At 42.3% G+C, this 15158-nt stretch carries 8 protein-coding genes and 3 pseudogenes; 5 read left to right on the top strand and 6 right to left on the bottom strand.

All coding sequences use genetic code 11. From position 1 onward, the window contains the following. Window positions 1-202 precede the first annotated feature (202 nt). Entirely contained in the window at window positions 203-1894 is a 1692-nt protein-coding gene (locus tag A587_RS24535) for a serine hydrolase domain-containing protein (RefSeq protein WP_017218269.1), read from the bottom strand. 81 nt (window positions 1895-1975) lie between these two features. Here A587_RS24535 and A587_RS0115110 point away from each other — a divergent pair, with 81 nt between their 5' ends. The 3 genes and pseudogenes from A587_RS0115110 (at window position 1976) to A587_RS0115100 (ending at window position 5445) form a co-directional block, all read left to right on the top strand. After that, the gene (locus A587_RS0115110) at window positions 1976-3601 is read left to right on the top strand and encodes a LytR/AlgR family response regulator transcription factor (RefSeq protein WP_083838454.1); all 1626 of its coding nucleotides are present in this window, start codon (window positions 1976-1978) and stop codon (window positions 3599-3601) included. A gap of 292 nt (window positions 3602-3893) precedes the next feature. Next, window positions 3894-4028, top strand: a pseudogene (locus A587_RS25290) (transposase); the annotation flags it as partial. 655 nt (window positions 4029-4683) lie between these two features. Next, window positions 4684-5445: a hypothetical protein gene (locus tag A587_RS0115100; RefSeq protein WP_017218266.1), complete on the top strand. Its 762-nt coding sequence runs from the start codon at window positions 4684-4686 to the stop codon at window positions 5443-5445. A 43-nt stretch (window positions 5446-5488) separates the two neighbouring features. On the opposite strand, the gene A587_RS0115095 is transcribed toward A587_RS0115100, so the two are convergent. After that, window positions 5489-6859, bottom strand: coding sequence for a hypothetical protein (locus A587_RS0115095; RefSeq protein WP_017218265.1), 1371 nt, complete (start codon window positions 6857-6859; stop codon window positions 5489-5491). A 199-nt stretch (window positions 6860-7058) separates the two neighbouring features. On the opposite strand from A587_RS0115095, the pseudogene A587_RS25285 reads away from it, so the two are divergent. Next, window positions 7059-7232: pseudogene (locus tag A587_RS25285) on the top strand (transposase); the annotation flags it as partial. Between the two features lie 294 nt (window positions 7233-7526). On the opposite strand, the gene A587_RS0115090 reads toward A587_RS25285, so the two are convergent. The 4 genes from A587_RS0115090 to A587_RS0115075 are packed head-to-tail and all read right to left on the bottom strand — an operon-like array spanning window position 7527 to window position 14349. Next, window positions 7527-8966, bottom strand: coding sequence for a sigma-54-dependent transcriptional regulator (locus tag A587_RS0115090; protein ID WP_017218264.1), 1440 nt, complete (start codon window positions 8964-8966; stop codon window positions 7527-7529). Window positions 8967-8968: 2 nt separating this feature from the next. After that, entirely contained in the window at window positions 8969-10501 is a 1533-nt protein-coding gene (locus tag A587_RS0115085; protein ID WP_017218263.1) for a phospholipase D-like domain-containing protein, read from the bottom strand. A 12-nt stretch (window positions 10502-10513) separates the two neighbouring features. Further along, complete coding sequence (locus A587_RS0115080; RefSeq protein WP_017218262.1) at window positions 10514-11623, bottom strand: hypothetical protein; 1110 nt, start codon at window positions 11621-11623, stop codon at window positions 10514-10516. Next, window positions 11620-14349, bottom strand: a complete 2730-nt coding sequence (locus tag A587_RS0115075; RefSeq protein ID WP_026001010.1) for a DEAD/DEAH box helicase family protein — start codon at window positions 14347-14349, stop codon at window positions 11620-11622. The genes A587_RS0115080 and A587_RS0115075 overlap by 4 nt, the downstream gene beginning before the upstream one ends. A 374-nt stretch (window positions 14350-14723) precedes the next feature. On the opposite strand from A587_RS0115075, the pseudogene A587_RS0115070 reads away from it, so the two are divergent. Next, window positions 14724-15158: pseudogene (locus A587_RS0115070) on the top strand (transposase); the annotation flags it as partial.

The raw sequence follows: 15158 nt of genomic DNA, 5'->3' as shown, positions 1-15158 counted from the left end.
CAGACATCATTACCGCATTAATAGCCTGGGGCACAGTGTTCCCCCGTTGCCGTGCGCGATACACTAGTTTTAGTATCGAGAAATGAGCAAACACAAACAGCTACCTTGTTTTAGAAGCGCTTTTGATACGAATAATAAACAATCTTGTACAATGCTAAGTCGAAACTGCCATAACCATGGTGAGTGTAGATAACAGCGGGTGTCAGTGTTGTTTGTTCACTTTCAGTGCGCTCAGCCCTGCTTGGAAAGTCTCGTTATCAGGGTGGAAGTGTAAACCTAACTGATAAAACGTTATCGCTTCTTGTTTTCGCCCTTCACCTCGGGCATGAGTAGCAAGCCTTTCAAACGTCGCTGCTCGCGTTAATAGCGTATTCGGGTATGCTGCGGCCCAGCTTTTATACGCATTTAAGCCTCCTTTATATCCACTGTTCCTAGCATGCACAAAAGGAGGTTGGGTGTCCTTGGTTATGCGTGTGAGCGCAGTTGCAGGTTTGTCAGCATCTTTGTGAAAAAATGCGAGATTGCCTTTGTATAAGCCAATCTCGGCACTAACAAACTGATCTATTCGATAACGGCCATTCTCTGTTGGTAGGAGTTCGTATGGCATCCTAGTGCCAAATGAGTTATCTAAAAGTAACCTTCCATTTTTTACAAAGACGGTAACTATTTCATTAAACGGTGAAAAAAAGCCTCTGTTGATATTGTAATAATGCCCCACCATATCCAAATGCTGAGATTTATTTGACGCAATTTTAGAGCCATTGATTTCTCGTCCCCAGTTGCGCTCGCTAATTATGGAACTAATTACGGCATCAATAACAGGGATACGGCTTTTGTGTGCTCCGTTGCCAAAAATGATAATTGCTTGCCCTCTCTCCATCGTCGCCATCACTTGTCCACCAAACCCCGCTCCGTAGCCTGAATGAGAAAACCACTCGAGGTTTCCGTCAGCCATATACCTCATCCAACCTAATCCCCATCCACCCGCCTTTTTTAGTGTCTGAATTTTAGTTGTTTCTCTTGCAACTCTTGGTGAAATTACTGTTCCAGACTCATCTCGTAAAGCACGTTGAAAATCAATTATCAGTTTTGCCATATCTGTCGGAGTAGTCCACATCCCCGCAGCAGCCACTTGCGGATAGATAGGAAGCCCAGTCCCACCGGCAAGTGTACCGTCAAAATTGTGCGCTTTTGCTACATTCTTTGGGAAATTTGGACTACCGTATTGCAGCAAGGTGCTATTGGTCATTCCAATTGGTTCAAAAAGCATATTCTGCGCTATCTGAGCTATGGGTTGCCCTACCACATCCTCAATAACCATCTGCGCAATAACAAAACCGCCTCCGCTATAACTAAAGCGGCTTCCAGGAGAGGATTGAACAGTAATAGGGTCCTCAGGCTTCTTTAACTTTTTACCGTTTAAACTTTCAACCAGAGTAGGTATGTCATCTCCCGTAAAATAAGCAGAATATCCGCTTTGATTTACCCCACCGCTATGACTGAGCAAGTGGCGCAACGTCACGGGTTGTTGGGTTGTATATTTGTTTTCAGGAAGTTTCCACCTCCGCAGGTAATTGTTTACAGGCACATCTAAATTCAGTCTGTTTTGTTCCGATAATTGAGTTGCAATGATGGCAGTTATCACTTTTGAAATAGAAGCTGCGCCAAAAGCGGTATACTGATTTATGTTCTCTCCAGTACCATATTCCTTTTTCCCATACGAGCCGATAAATGCCACTTCGTAATTCTCCACTACCGCAACACTTAGCCCGGGCAAGTTGTGCTGCTTGAGTAATGCTTCGAAGTCTACGTTCGCAAAATTAACAGGTTGCTTTGCTGATGCCACGACTGAAAACAAAGCAAATAATAAAATTAAACACCTTAAAAGCTTCATAAAACTGCTTTTCCTTTTAATAAATGTCCAGACCGCAGTAGTTGTGCTGTCATGTGTCTGAAAGTTATATAGAATGTGCGTTTGAATATATCTACGAAATTCCTTTTTGCTCGCTTTTTTATGCTAACGGTCGGTTTTTTTATGCTAACGGTAGGGTTTTTTCAGGGTGTCACCTGTCTTTTTTCCAGACATGCTTCAATTTGTGCTGGCCACGTTTTACGTTTTTGTTTGGTGATAAGTCTATTTTATTCAATAATGGTAAACGCCACCTCAACCTCTCCCGTTCATATCTCATCAGTATCTGTCTGTCTGGATGTATCTAAAAATACACAGGGAACACTGACAAAAGTCAAAAACTGTGGATCGGTGTCAATCAATCAGGTCGACCCAAAGCAATCATTAGTTTGGATACAAGTTCATTTCGATGTGGCAAACGCAGGGCAACCTAGGGAGCGCCCTCTTGGACTGGTTTTGTCAGCCGAAGCATCTACGACGGTTTATCTTAATGGAGTAAAGATCGGCCGCAATGGCTCGCCAGCTGAGGAAGCAAAAAATGAAGTTGCCGGCCGCATAGATAAGAGCTTCTATTTACCCGACAGCCTCCTTATAAAACAACACAATACTTTAGTCATCGAGTTATCTTCACATAACAGGCTATTACAGATTGATCCGCCTATACAAAGGTTGCTTATCACCGATTATCAAACGCCCAAGGATTATCTTACAAACCACTACCTACCCGTGTTTATCCCGCTTGGTATTTTAATTATCGGTTTTATCTATTCATCTGTATTAGCCTTGCAAAGTAATAACACCAAGCAAAATCTATTCATCCCTGTTGCATCGCTTTTCGCAGTTATCCAATTAATTGCTGAAATATCACGCGGATTGTTTGATTATAGTTACCCATACAATGGGATCAGGATGCTAACTATTCTTTGCTCAAGCTTAATAGTTTCATTCTTTTTATTGAGTTATGTATGTAAACGCTTTTTAACACAAAGGAGAAAAACAGCCTTAACCGTTGGTTGTGTAACAACCCTTATATCTGTCTTGTTACTGGATCATTTTGAATCAAAAACGCTTGCATCAGTACTGCTGCCTATGGGAATAGGCACATTAATTACCGGGTATGCTGCGATAAAGAAAGCCCGCAACGCGCTGCCACATAGCATTGCACTGTTTGCGTTTGTTCTGTTGACTGCTAGTAGCCCAAACCAGTTTTTGGATATTTATTACTACTATTGCATCGCTTTGCTTTTCGTCTTCTTTTTTGCTCAACATGCTATTGATTACAAGAAAGAACAGGAAGAAAAGCGGTTTGAGCAAAATCGGGCAGATCGATTACAGCGCATATTGGACGAACAGAAGGAACGGGAACAACCAACTAGAATAAAAATCAGCCATGCTGGAAAAACAGACTTTACATCTTGCGAAGAAATTTGTTTTTGTAAGGGGGCGAGAGATTATGTTGAGCTGGTTATAAATAATAGGGGAAGTGTATTGCACCACAACAGCTTGTCTGAACTCGAAAGTACACTTCCTGCCACTTTTTTACGGGTTCATCGCTCGTATATAGTGAATACTCAGTTCATAACATCATTATCCAGAAGCGCATCAGGAACCGGCATTTTACATTTATCGACAGGTGACGAAGTCCCAGTTAGTCGCAGGATCATGCCCAAAGTTCGCGACGCATTAGGTTAGACGGCTATCCAAATTAGACACTATTAGAGCCGTTGCAATTATTGTGTGACTTGGGAATATAGCTTCATTCTAAGCTACAGAAAAATTTAGGAGATGAATAAAATTTTATACTAATTGCTACTATCGAATCCGACTCAAGCTACAACTGAGTATTAAAGTATCATACTCGTTGTAACTCACTTCTGGACAGAAATCATTTTCGTTTTTCGATTAAGCCAATGCAAATCGTATTAGGTTGTATATGGATAGTGCAGCTTTGATGACAAATAATTATGGGTGTCTTTATAACCCCTCCGACTTTACCAGTATCAAAAAGCGTATCGACCATGCAAGGCAAGGGAAACAACCAAAAAGCCTATTACGGTTTGCGGGAAGTCCCCGAAAACATATACCAAAAGGGCTGCCTTTTGAACAGTACTCACAGCTTATTGTGGAACCCTTAAAAAACGACGGCGCACAAATCTAGCAAATTGTGAACGCTTGCTAGCTTAACCAAATAACGCCTTTAGCGATAACCCCTCAAGCTGTGCAAATTACAGCGCCCTTGTCGTGCGTGATACACTAGTTTTAGTGTCGAAAAATGAGCAAACACCAACAGCTACCTTATTTTAGAAGCGCTTTTGATACACATAATGAACAATCTTGTATAATTCTAAGTCGAAACTGCCATAACCATCGTGAGTAAATAATCGTGGGTGTCAGTGCTGCTGTGTTTGCAGCGCGTTGCCGTGCGTGATAACCCAATTTTAGTGCGGAGATACGCTTGGGCGCTCAAAATTGGCCTATAGATGAGCGTTTCTGTACCCAGTGATTTAAGTATTTTGATACTTTTTAACCTAAGTTTGTCCAGCGTTGATGCAAATAGTATTGGGTGTCATCGATTCGGTACTAACGGGGCTCTCAGGACCATCTGGGGTTTCTACCCGCCAGATACAGATTGGATACATGAACCTAGAGTCTACACTCTGAGTCAACCATAGGTTATCTACTCAATTTAGATTAAAATAAGTGTAAATTTTGTTAAATTAATTCACCGTACAGCCGATACAGTTATGAGTGAAGCGTGTAATAAGGATAATGACATGAAGATTGACGCTAGTGCGGGTCAACACCTGCATGCAAAAAACAACCAGGTTAATGATGAAACTAGGGTTACTGCCTCAAGCAGTAAAAAAACATTTTCAGTAGACTCTGCCACACAATTTACCAATACCGAACCGACACGTTCTGCTGAAGAATTACGAGCTAAGTCTGACGATGGCAAGTTGACAGTAATCACTTATACCAGTAACGGTAAATTGGACCTACCAGCCAGATTTGAAGAACACCGAGATCTCATTGAGCGTGTAGCAAACTCCACAAGCAAATTGTATTTACACGACACCCCAGCCGCCGCTGACAGGGTAGCAGAAGAATATGAAAAAGTGTCTGCAGGCTTGTATGAACAACACCCACAACTAAAGAATAAAAGTTGGGGCTTTTCAGTTGATGACACGGGCAAACTGGTTGCAACAGGCCATTTGAGTCAGGCAGATAAAAAACTTGTGGAAGGAGTTTTGAATAGTAATGACAAACTAGTCAGTGCCGCACAGGACTTTAAAGCCAACTTTTTAGAAGGGCTGGAGATTGAGCGGGGTAGCTCCGGCACGAGCCAGTACTGGGGAAAATATGATGTCAACGAAGACAACTTTGCGGAGATCATCGATTTCAAAGAGATGATCACACAAAGCAGCAACAACGAGCTCCAAAGAGAGAAAACAGGCTATTTGCTCAACAAGTGGGATTGGACATTCAATATATCCGACCAGCTCAGCGCCAGAGCAGCGCCCGTTTTCACAAAATAAACCTTATAGCCGGAAGGCCTTCGCATTCCGGCTATAAGACGCGTTACTGACGAGTACTTGACAGAAGATCCTGATCACAAATATGACCCAGGGTTACAATCGGATGCCGATTTCCACCAATGCCTATAGAACCTTCAAGACCACTTGGAATTTCTACTCGCCAAGCCCCGATTTGATACTGGGAGTACCACTCATTAGTGTAGCCACCACTATATTCAGTATGCAAAGCCTCACCATTTCCAGACACGCAACGTCCCAAGTCAATGACTTGAGAAATTTTTCCCTGAGCATCAGCCACTGCGGGAGTTAGCTCAAAGTTGGACGTAGTCCTGTTATAATAATCACGCCATAAGAACAATAATGCCTGTCCTCCAGGTACAGGATGTCCCTTAGAGTCTTGCAAAGTAACATTCCATTTCAACTTTTGATAAGCCTGTGTAGTCATGTAAGGAGAGCTTTGAGCGGCATAAGGTACGCGTAAAACATTCGACTCACCTTCAATTGAGTGCTGCGAAAATGACGCAACATTAGAACCTAAAGTAAGTTGATAAGCGCTCGCCGGGTTATTAGGTAGGCTATAGCTTGGTCTGACCCGTACAATCTGATACTCGCCAGCTTGTGCAGGAGTAATTAGCTTACCTTTTGCAAGTGGTACTTCTACCCAGGCTCCGGCCTCTAAGTGCTCAAGTACAAACTCACCGGTATTACCCGGATCCAGAAATTTTAACAGGACCTCTTGCCCTCTTTTCGCTTCGAACGCGTAGTGGTCAACATCAAGTATACTGTCCAGATTACCCACAACTTTATTGAGCTGATCCGGTAAAATTGTTGATTCCGCAATCGTATCATTTAGCTCGTTGCTATCAATACTTTCACTGGTCATCACCCCAAAATTAAACTCACCGCCATCCGCTTGAACATAGTCCAATAACCAATAGTAATCACCAGCTTGTGAAACCGTCGTGATCAGCTCATCCAGCCCTCCCTCATTTGATGAAGCGCCAATCACAGTCAGCGTATCGTCCGGCTTGTGGCGGATCAGCGTTAAATTCACATTGGTTTGTGCATTTTGTGCCGTCACAAAGGCATATAGTTTACTCGGATTGTCGAGTTTAAAGTGAAAGCAATCTGAGCCGCCAGTCTGCGCACCACCAAGTGGATAGCTAGTATTGATGTTTAATGTGGTCGGGCAACGCAGCGTAATAGCCGTAGTTTGTTGATTCGTTTCAGCAAACACTGTGGCAGAAGAAGCACGCATTTCGCTTTTTGTAATTAATTGCCGATTGCTGTGAATAACAGTATTCCCCCTTTCCAGTGAATCCGAAAATCCGCTTGGCAGAGGAAGGTCTGAACTCGCAACACTCAACATGGGTGACAAAGCAAGGACAATGCCCGTCATTGTAAACTTTTTCATAAAATCTCCTTTTATAATATTGAAAAGCCAACAACATATAGTCACAAAAACCTAATAATTTCAATGCTAAACAGTTAATTTATCCTCTAATAGGTACTGCCTTACTCCCCCAACACCGCTCATTCCATTAAAAATAATAAATGCCATCATCAAACAGATCTCCCCCTCAGAGTCACGCACACCACTTTTTGTTCAAGATATCAAGCAAAAGAAACCACAAAAGAACTACAATGACACCTACCACTATATCTCCCGTTGCGTGAGGCGGGCCTCTCTGTGCGGTGAAGATAAATTGACCGGAAAATCCTATGAACATCGCCGTGATTGGGTTGAAGAAAAGCTTCTAATGTTGGCTGCTGTTTTCTGTATCGACTATGATCGCTGCCATTTTAGGATAGAAACTCTATAAGTGCATATGACACTTAACCTTGGTGAAACTTTATTGTTCACCCACAAAAAAATGTCATCTGTTAACTAAGTTGGAAAGTGACCACTGATCACTTTTCTTTAAAAATCAGTATCCGTTTTTTGCGTATATTCAAACAAAGTTGGAAAGTAGAGTTTTTCCCTTTCTCAATAAGGCTAAATTTGTATGCAAACAAAGATGGAAAGTGAACTTTCATATACATTTGTACTAACTTGAAACATTTACAAGTTACTAATCACCTTATCGCATATACTTTTGCAAAGTTTTTTGATCCACCTTCAATGCTTCTGCGGCTTTAATCCATGTTCCAAATTGCCTTTTGGCGGCTGCTGCAAATTCCTTATGAAACGCTTTCGTTAACTCATCCTTAGTTGTCTTGGATAAATCACCAAATGCAAACCTTGTGTCAGGACTATCCTCTTGGATACCAGGCTCGCCCAAAGAAGCTAATGAGCTAGAGATTGCAGACTCTGTAGTTTGGGAGCTCAAAAACGCACAAGACATGTATGCTAGCTTTTTTAGGTCACGTAAGTTACCTGGTAAATATGCCGAGTTAAAAAACTGGATTAACTCATTTGATACTGGAGCTTCCGAAGGCAGATTGGGGTTAACATTAACTTCCTGCCAGATTCTTTGCCAATCGGACAATATATCTTCTCTGCATGCCCGAAGTGGAGGTATAGTTATTGTGAGCATGGATACACGATCAAAGAAATCAGCATCAAGTATCGCTGCCAATTGCTCAAGAGATTTATTACTCGCGCAAACTAGCTCGAAGTCAGATGCTTCCTCGGTGTCACTTCCAACAGGGCGAAAGCTGTGATGATTATCTTGAAGCACTCGAACCAGCTTTCGCTGAACCGAAGTTGGTAAATCTTGTATCTCATCCAAGAACAATACTTTTCCATTTGCTTCTTTCAAAAGCCCATTGCGATCCTTTTCCGCCCCAGTGAACGCACCTTTTACGTGGCCAAACAACATACTATCAACCACTTGAGAATCTAACCCTCCACATGCAAGCGTAACTACCTGCTTTTGCTTCACCTTACCGACAACGGTTTCAATTAACCTCGTTTTCCCTGTACCACGTTCACCCAATACAAGTAACGGTGCTTTGGGGACGCAAGAAAACTGCTTTAACGTTTGTAATGCATCCTGCCTTGCTTTTGATTTAGGGTCTAAATCGTAAAGGGCGTAACCGCCCCCTGAACTTGAAATAGCAGAGATCTCTGCCAGATACGTGTTTACACTGAAGTCAACTTTGGCAATGCTGGCTCTTTTGGTATCGGGGTTATATTGAGATGACCAGAGGATTGTTTCGCGTGGAAAACGCCCCCGAGCATGAAGAATCAACCAAACCGCATGCATCGCCGGAGTTCCCGGCGATACATTGATATGAAGATGCTGTTCAAGCCTTAGCTCTGGAATAATCTCAGATTCTATTGCGTGATAAATTTCGTTGTGATCAGCTGGGCTCTCGATAGCTACGGTTCGAAAGGTAATCTGTATATCGCCAAATTCATGCTTTTTGTACAGACTGTTATCCCCAGCTGACTGAGTAAGCACGAATACTTTATCAATATCCACTTTACGATTCTTAAGCCGCTTTAACGCCTCATCTAATACCTCAACACCCGCTCTCTTTGAATGCCAACAAAGCAATGTGTTTTTGAAATCCACGGTTACGCCTCCAATAAAATTCGGGCGTTTGGCAATTCACTTTGCTTCAGCCTTTTTGCCATGGCAAGTTCAGATTCTTGACGAACTGTAATCGCTAGCTGTTTTTTCGTCAGTCGAACAACCTTTGGCTCATAACTTTCTCTAGGCGAGCCTGCATCCTGCTTTTTAGAAGCTTCATCCTTAGCCATTAAGGGTTTGAAATACTCTGGACTGGCGTTAGTGGTAACTGGCGGCTCTATGCGCCATTTATACTCAATCTTTTGCGAGGTGTTTTCCCGCCAGTTTGCATTGGGTATGTTCGGTTTTTTATCCATATCAGACAAACAATCTGCTTTAATAGGCGATAACTCAACAACATCAACTTCGTTGACTAAATACCCCTTGAATGCATTCTTTTCCCAAGCTTCAAAACCACCAGAAATCATCCCTAGACTCATATTTATGTGCAATTCATTGTGGATATTAGCTAAAAACACATTTAAGCAGTTCATCAGCTCTGTTACCTGAGTACCTGTGAGTTTCACACCTAATTCAAAGCCTTGATCCATGCCATGCGTTTGAAAATTGGCCGACATCACCATGCCATGCATTCCATCCACTACAATCGCTTTTGCATGCAGCCATTTAAAACACATCACAGATGCACCAGCCTCCTTCATAGCCAATAGCGCGGGCATGGCTGCGGGTCTTTGGCGGGATAGAACGGTGACTTTTACCCCTGACTTCGCACGTTCACATATTGCTTTTACAAGCAGATGGTCCTCTTGCCACCCAAAACTCGATATAGTGAGTTCTTTATCTGCTTTATTGATCAACGCTAATGCGTGTTCCCTAATTCGAGCGTCTTCACTCGATGTGACCAGTATTTCAGTTAATTCTCTTGGATATCCGACATTACCCGGCGACTTGTATGCTGAGAATTCACCACGACTTGTCATATGGTGCTGCGCACTCTCGAAGATTGCCCAACGGAACACTTTCACGATCTCATCTATTTGATACTGAGAAAGCGAGACCCCCAACTCTTCATTTCGTTTAAGTGCTTCTTCTGTAAGGTTTGCCGTTAAAAGCAATCCGTTCGCATTACCAGTTTCATGTAATGCATCTATGACAACAGCTTTTGCGTGGAAATGCGGCGCAGATGCAAAGTGAACATGTCCAGACAATTTGTTTAACATTTCCTTATGCTGCACAAGACACTTTTTACCAAAGTCATCATCAGGCACATCGCCATCAAGACGAGTCTCACATGCCAATAGTATGTACACACGAACTTTGCGCTTGGCAGCTTTTAAGACCGCCGACTCGACATTTTCATCAGCAAGCAAAAACGTACTAAGAATAACCGAGTGCTCAGCTTTATCGATTAATTCGACAACTCTTGCTTGCAGCTCATTGCAGAACAAAGAGCTATTAATAGGTTGCGGATCAGATACCTGTTTAGTTGAAACAGGTAAAAGCACAGGGGGCAACTTGGTATTAGATTGATCAACAATTTTGGTTTCAGTCTTAGTAAACTTTTCAATTAGATTCATCACTATTATTCCTTATAGGTTCCAATCATGGGCTGCAATGACATGCCAGGTATGCTGATTTTGCTGGTCTTCTTCAATCCAAAACTGATTTGCCAGTTCAGCCCTATCAGGTAGTGTGAAATTCCAACCTTTAAATGGTTCGAGTGCTTTTTCTCTCCAAACTTGGTACTTGCTATTGGTGGCATACATATTGATATTTTTCTCTAATCTCCATTCAGCCCACTTTTTAGCATCCAATTCAGTCAATGCTGATATTGATATATTGTGTAACTTCATCGCATCAAACGAGCCCAACTTGTTAACAGATGGTCTTTTTACACTTACCGAGCGCTTCATATTGATTCGCTCAGCTTCGGTTGTATTTTCGAAAACCACTGACAAGATTTCCGTTTGCTCATCCCATTGTTCAAGCAAGCCCTCACTATGCAGAAGTACTTTCAAAACTTGCTGACGACTGATTGGTTCAACCCGACGTGAAAATATAAGATCCTTTCCGCGCTTCACATCGACATTGCCATCAGTCACATTCCACTCGATGTAATACGGTTTTCCTTGAGGTGAGATGCGCTCACCTTTGAGTTCAATTTTGTCAACGCGTACTTCCGAGCCTCCACCTATTGGTTCAACCTTCAGGCCACGAACGTCTTTGACTAGTTGAGAAACCTCAACGAGTCGCTTTGCTCTTTTATTTAGCTCGTTTCTGTTTTTTCCAAGTCCGATTGAAGCTGCACTTGGCTCTGTATGCGCGTCAATTGTTAGAAGTGGATGGGGCAATAAAGGCTCATGACAAACGCAAAGGCTCCAACATCCATCTTCTGGCACTAGGATTTGATCTTTCTCAAGAGCAATCAGTCCTGATTCAGTGAGCCTGTATTGGTCTCGATTAGACTCAGCAAGCCCATATAACCGACATATGTTTAGTAACCTATCAGCAACGACACGACGTCCGATTTTATCCCCAAATAAATGCTCGGAGCAGTCAGCAGAACTCGCATTCGGATAATCTTGAAGGAATTGCAGCACGCAGTTAATTTCTGGACGGCTATCTGCCAGCGCGATTTCACCCTGTATGAGCCAACTTTCAGTCTTAATTTCTCGTTTTAGTATGATGTCCTGGCTCATAGTGCCTCCTGTGATTCAGTCTCGATTGTTGTAGACCAGTATGAATTGCTGGCAAAAGTACCTAACACACCCGATGCCTTTTGCATTGCAGGGCGGTTTCCGTACACAATGAGCTGATGCTTGGCCCTCGTAATTGCCACATTCAAGCGATTTGGGCTTTCAAGAAAACTCGTGGGATGATTATTTGCGAAACTAAGCATGACAAAATCAGCCTCATGCCCCTGAAAACGGTCTACGGTACATATCAGAATATCAATATACGGTGAGGATTTTTCACCTCGATAGAAATGCCTTACTCCGTGATGATTTCCCGTCCACTTTCGTAAAGCTCGACGTATAGCTCGCTCTTGCGCCCGATAGAATGCCAAAACAGCAACTTCCCAAGGCTTTTGTTGGTTTTTCTCAACATTTGGGTTTGATTTTGCCCAAGAATCAAAGCGACTTAATTCTTTTAATATTTCTTCTACTTCATCGGTGATTTCACCTTCTTTGCCTTTTTGACCTTTAATATGGTGCCATATACAACGATGTGAGCCGCTTCGGTATCCCCAGTCCCGCTTTTCAGCCTGGCCATCAGGGCTTTGCAGTGCTTTTTCATGGTATATATGTACTCGGGAAAATTCGGCAATGTCTGGATGCATCCTGTGCTGATAACTAAGCCGTATTTGTCGTTTATTTAAAACGCTGGCTGGAAGTCCATCAGACAGAGCGGTCCCTTGTTTCTGATACTCTGTTCGTTCAAATCCAACTTGCAGTGATTCAAGAATAGAAGGCAGTGCGATCCTACGTACCCTGTCTATTGCAGTGAACGTATCTTTTTCTGAGTCAAATGGTAGTAGCGCTTTAATATCTTCCTCTAACTTGTTAACAGTTTTAGAACTTCCGTTAGATTCTGTATTCAGGCGCTGTTCGTACATACGAGCCAATCGCCACGCTAACTGCGATTCCCAGCTATCGGACTCGGTCTTGATTTTTGAACGAGTTAATCTCGAATGCGCTGCAAGTCGCATTTCTAACTTTTCCGGTAACGCAGGCAGCCCCCTTATGGTCGTCAAATCCAGGGGAAGGTGATTAGCATTCTGAGCGATGAACGCTGACGAACCAAGGACTACTGATGCGTAAGGGAGATCTGTCTTCGGACCTTTAGATGATGCAACCAATACATTTTTGGACTTTGCTTGCTGATGATAAAATTCAATTGTCTTTTCATCGTCAGTGCAAACCAAGGATACTTCTCGTTTCTGAATATTGATTTGTCGAGCAGAGAAAATATCTGCGCATGCTTCTCGCTGATAACTATCCTGTAAACATGGCTGCAAATTTACTTCGGTAGCTTCATCATCAACATAAGGTGAAAGCTGTTTTGGGTCTCCCACCATGATCCAACGCTTGGCAAGTACCGCTGGCACCAAAAACTCTTGAAAAGTTGTTTTTGATGCTTCATCAATAATCATCACATCGAAGATTGGCGATGTTGATTGTTTATTTTTGATATCAGGATGCTGAAGCAACCCAATAGTTGTCCCGCAAACTAAATTCGCCGCTTCAAGAACAAGACGCTCAACAATATGTTTACCTTCACCGACCTTACTTTTAAGTAACTTCTGACTAACTGAAATGTGCGGTTGTTGCTGAAGATGTTTTAGCAATCTTGTGCGTTCAGTTTTAACAAACTCTTCCAATTGCCATGGCTTTGCCTTTTGAGAAACGCTTGATTTATCTCCAATCCGTACAGGTAACACCATGTCGCGATAAATATTTTCTTCAGACATCATTCGTTCAAGAACATTGTCAACAGCAACGTGTGTTGATGCACAAAGTAAGATCCGCTTACCTCGCTTTATTAATTGAAGAATCAGTTCGCAAATGGCTGTAGTTTTGCCAGATCCTGGGGGGCCTTCAAGGAAGGCAAAGTCTGGTGTATTGAGTGCAATATTTACAAACTCACGCTGCTGAGATGTTCCCTCTCTTGCTCCATCGGTAAGAACGTAGTAGTCATCGTTAAATAAGTGCTCATCGTAAGGAACATTTGGCCACTTAGCATGATCCTTACCTTCAAACAGCCTCAATAGCGGAAGATGGTGAATAGAAGGGGTGTCTTGTAAGCTTTGTAATGCATTAATCTGACATTTTAGCTGGTATGTGTTTGGACGAATAACCAAATAGTCGTGGTCAGGTAAACGATCCAATAACAAGCTGTCATTCTCTACATTTCTGTCCAGGACTGAAATTGCGTTGGATTTATTGAATCCAACATTGCTTTGTGATTTCCCAGTCAAATGCCAACCATAACCGGCTGGACACTCATACGACGACAGCCCATTGCCTAATTCACTCGCAATTTCGTCCGCGTGCTCCTCAGTTGCATAAGCCATTTTAGGTTTACCGTGACTTCTACAATTTGGGCATTCTCTAGCAGCACTACCCACGGCTTTCCATCTAGCGGGGCTTGCTTCGTATACCGTGTCGGTACTTTCATCTAAAAAGAGCTTTAAGTTCTTTTCGAAATCACCGCAGTTATCGGCAGGCTCAACTAATTGTATCCATACTCCACTTTGAGCATCGTCCAGCTTTTCCCAAGCTATCGCTTTAACAGCCTTCGTACTTTCTAGGTATTTTCGAGTGATGTCTAAATACTTATAGAAGTCACCAAGACCACTCACTACTTTACTAAGCAGGATGTCTGGCCTGTGAATTCCTAAGTTTGTGTAATAAATCAACGCCATGCTTTTTCCATAGTTAATTAAACATTCTTCCTTGATATCAAGCACCATGCCAGCAACCAAAGGTAATTTCAATACAACAAAAACAATCGGTTACGTTTTTATTGCTTTTTAGATAGGTAATAAAAATACACCCTAGGCATAAAAACACACCTTCCAAGTGTATTACTTAAACACTTTAGTTCGAATGGAAAGTTGAGCACATACAACTTATGACGAAGATCTTTAGTTACGGGGGTTATAGTTATTCACTTGTCAAATTTGTATTGAGTACGTAACCAGAAATTGAATGGCATACCTGTGTAGTGGCATAGTTAATTTGGCCACCCATTAAGAAAGAAATGTTATGCTATTTGCATACAAATTTGGGTGAAAAAATGACGAAATTAAAACGCGCAACGTATTCTGCTGCAATCAAATTAGAAACAGCTCAGCTTGTAGTTGATCAAGGCTACACGCAAGAAGATGCAGCCAAAGCTATGGGGGTTGGTAAATCAACTGTAAGTAAATGGGTAACTCAATTAAAGCAAGAACGGAATGGCCAGTCCCCATTAGCTTCACCAATGACACCCGAACAAATTGAAATCCGCGAACTTAAAAAGCAAATCCAACGTATTGAATTAGAAAAGGATATATTAAAAAAGGCTACCGCTCTCTTGATGTCCGACTCCCTGAACAATTCTCGTTAATTGAGAAATTAAATCAACAAGAGCGTTACCCAATTAGCGTGTTGTGTAGCGTATTCAATGTGCATCGCAGCAGCTATAAATATTGGGCCATACGGGATACAACGCCTACACCAGAGCAAATAA

The sequence above is a fragment of the Pseudoalteromonas sp. NJ631 genome (assembly GCF_000276645.1).
Lineage (GTDB): Bacteria > Pseudomonadota > Gammaproteobacteria > Enterobacterales > Alteromonadaceae > Pseudoalteromonas > Pseudoalteromonas piscicida.
Note: the sequence above shows the minus strand (reverse complement) of the source record. Positions and strands in the feature narration are given on the sequence as shown.

What these genes read in the sequence shown, in the direction of transcription:
- A587_RS24535 (WP_017218269.1), bottom strand. Translation starts at nt 1,894, where the DNA reads ATGAAGCTTTTAAGGTGTTTAATTTTATTATTTGCTTTGTTTTCAGTC.
- A587_RS0115100 (WP_017218266.1), top strand. Translation starts at nt 4,684, where the DNA reads ATGAAGATTGACGCTAGTGCGGGTCAACACCTGCATGCAAAAAACAAC.
- A587_RS0115095 (WP_017218265.1), bottom strand. Translation starts at nt 6,859, where the DNA reads ATGAAAAAGTTTACAATGACGGGCATTGTCCTTGCTTTGTCACCCATG.
- A587_RS0115085 (WP_017218263.1), bottom strand. Translation starts at nt 10,501, where the DNA reads ATGAATCTAATTGAAAAGTTTACTAAGACTGAAACCAAAATTGTTGAT.
- A587_RS0115080 (WP_017218262.1), bottom strand. Translation starts at nt 11,623, where the DNA reads ATGAGCCAGGACATCATACTAAAACGAGAAATTAAGACTGAAAGTTGG.
- A587_RS0115075 (WP_026001010.1), bottom strand. Translation starts at nt 14,349, where the DNA reads ATGGCGTTGATTTATTACACAAACTTAGGAATTCACAGGCCAGACATC.